The organism is Paenibacillus allorhizoplanae (assembly GCF_927798215.1).
Taxonomy (GTDB): Bacteria; Bacillota; Bacilli; order Paenibacillales; family NBRC-103111; genus Paenibacillus_E; species Paenibacillus_E allorhizoplanae.
The window spans coordinates 1-2,337 of the sequence record NZ_CAKMMW010000057.1 but is presented as its reverse complement, the minus strand read 5'-3'; the positions used below and the strand labels follow the sequence as shown (position 1 = coordinate 2,337).

Sequence of the window (2,337 nt, the reverse complement as noted above, 5' to 3'; positions counted from 1 at the left end):
CCTTCTGATAACCTTTTACGTAGACAGGTCGTTTTATCTCTGGTTCATCAGGAAACAAACGGGTGGGATAAGATCCGCTAAGTGAATTGGGTTGTTCAACTAACGGAGAACGATGTTTGTTCAATAAGAAATCAAGACGAGGCTGCTGGCATGAATCGGCAGCCTCATTAAAGTAACTGTCAGTTTAGTGAGAAAGCCTGTGGCTTATGGTACAGTAGGATAAAGTGAAGTAGGTGGATTTTATGGGGCTAGATGTTTTAATGTATGACGATTGCAACAGGCTTGTTTCGTTGTATGAAATTAATGAAGAATTACATAAAGTAATATTTTCATCCCATAAACGATGGGAGAGCTACTCATATCTCAAGAAGTTAAAAAACTATTACCGCACAAATGAGGAGTTTAGCGGCGAGTTACTTGAGGGTTTGATTTGTGACTTGAATTGCTATAAACCTCTGATGGCTGCTGAATATCACACAACATTGCAGCTCTTCTTGGAAGCTATTTCAGATAATAAGGTCAAGAGAATTCGAATAAGTGGCGATTAGCACTAATCTAACGGAAAACGATAGCGTAATATTCAGGGAGTAGATCGCCTCGCGGCAACTGCTCCCTAGATTCGTTGAAGTAACGGGAGGAAAGTTTAATCACTTCGCGAATACTTCAAGTATTAATTTTCAGGGAAATCTTGCATAAGAACTGAAGATTAGAAAATAGCAAGGGGATGAAAATAATTATTCATCAATTCTCTCGTAGCCCCCAACTGCAGGACATTTTAAAAAGTGTTGATAAAGATCCATATAAGTATTCAAATGAAGAGATAATCACTACTGTTGATCAGTTTCTACCTAGTCAAAACTGTGAGGGAGCTGCTTTAGGTTATTTCTCTATTATTTCTCATATTTGTTACTTTAGATCTGATCTTGAAAAGACATTAATGAAAATTGCAATAAGACCTTTATATTATTTAGGAATAACAGATCCAGAAAATGAAATTAAGTGGGTTCAAAGCTACGTTAAAAAGAAAAGTTTATTTAAAAATAATTACTATTTCACATCAAAACAAGGTGAAAATTGGATTCAGAATGAATTTATTACTAAATTGGGTACTGTAGAAGCTATCATTAAAGAAATTGTAATTGAAGATAACATTGAAAATGAGACGTAACTAGGTACGTCTCATAAGCTGGGAGAACCAAACACTGGAAAGCTTTTTGGAGGCTATGGCTGCATGGTTAAATGATTCTAATGATGCGAATTCTAAAACGCCTACTTGGAGTCTGCTTGCAACCTCTTTATTGGCTGGTAAGGCATACGAGTGAAAAAGTCATTACGCTAACGGGAAACTATAGTTGAACAGAACCAGGGAGCAGATTGCCGCGGCAGCTGCTCCTTTTTTTTCATTAAGCTAAAGGGCAGGTTAACGTGGTGAGGCATATCGTCATTATTGGTATGCTATGTTACAGTTAGAGGAAATCGGAGTATAAAGTAACCCCGTGTATGAAGCAAAATATAAGAGTCTAATAAAAGGGTGAAAGTATTGCTTAAATGGATAAAAATACTATGGATATTGTCCGCTTTAATTAATTTTTCTGGGATTATTTGGCTCATTCTTGGATCAACAGCCAACTTTCAACGCGGGATTGATTTAATTGCTACAGTAATTATTATTGGTCTTGGAATACCTTCCTTGTTACTAATTGTTTTGTCAGTCATTTTACTTGTTAGAAGGTGGTCTCCACAAAGAGGTGGAGTTTTAGGGATTTTTGCTTTAATTGTCAGCATGCTATTGTTAACTCCTCTATTGTATAAAAGTGTAGATACGAGTGGCTGGTTAACAGAGAGAGTTATGACAGATTCAATACAAATAACAACAGACGGTCATTACGAATACAACATAGAAGTTGTCAATATATTTCAAAGAAACAGCTATGCCCGTCTATATCTAAAAAACGTTACTACATCAGAAGAAAATCGCATCCGTTTAACGCTTCCAATATATGAGATCCATGGGATAGGGATTGAGAAAGTTAACTATTGGGTTAAGCTGGAGCCGACATCGGAAGCAGACACATACACTTTACACACGACGAAGGATTTTCCTTTATCAGGTGAACGGTTTGAAGTAGATGTAATTAATGGTCAGGCGATAAAAATTGAATAATACAAATTTATGATTCAAATTAAACTGTTAAACAACCCATTACGCTATACTTGAACGTTACTTCAATAAACTACAAAATGAGGCTGCCACCGCGAAAACGAGTGGCAGCCTCATTAAGCTATTGGGCAGGATACACCCAATATGTGTTAATATAAAATGTCTGTACAAGAAAA

At 36.4% G+C, this 2,337-nt stretch carries 4 protein-coding genes; all 4 read left to right on the top strand.

The window, feature by feature from the left end; translation table 11 throughout:
* The first annotated feature begins 242 nt into the window (after positions 1-242).
* The 4 genes from L6I86_RS35455 (at position 243) to L6I86_RS35445 (ending at position 2,164) form a co-directional block, all read left to right on the top strand.
* On the top strand, positions 243-548 hold the full coding sequence (locus L6I86_RS35455; RefSeq protein WP_236293628.1) for a hypothetical protein: 306 nt from the start codon (positions 243-245) through the stop codon (positions 546-548).
* Positions 549-724: 176 nt separating this feature from the next.
* Positions 725-1,168 (top strand): hypothetical protein, encoded by a 444-nt coding sequence (locus L6I86_RS35450; protein ID WP_236293626.1) that lies wholly within the window; start codon positions 725-727, stop codon positions 1,166-1,168.
* 13 nt (positions 1,169-1,181) lie between these two features.
* On the top strand, positions 1,182-1,322 hold the full coding sequence (locus tag L6I86_RS36020; protein WP_420851969.1) for a DUF7660 family protein: 141 nt from the start codon (positions 1,182-1,184) through the stop codon (positions 1,320-1,322).
* 209 nt (positions 1,323-1,531) lie between these two features.
* Positions 1,532-2,164: a hypothetical protein gene (locus L6I86_RS35445; RefSeq protein WP_236293624.1), complete on the top strand. Its 633-nt coding sequence runs from the start codon at positions 1,532-1,534 to the stop codon at positions 2,162-2,164.
* Positions 2,165-2,337: the final 173 nt, after the last annotated feature.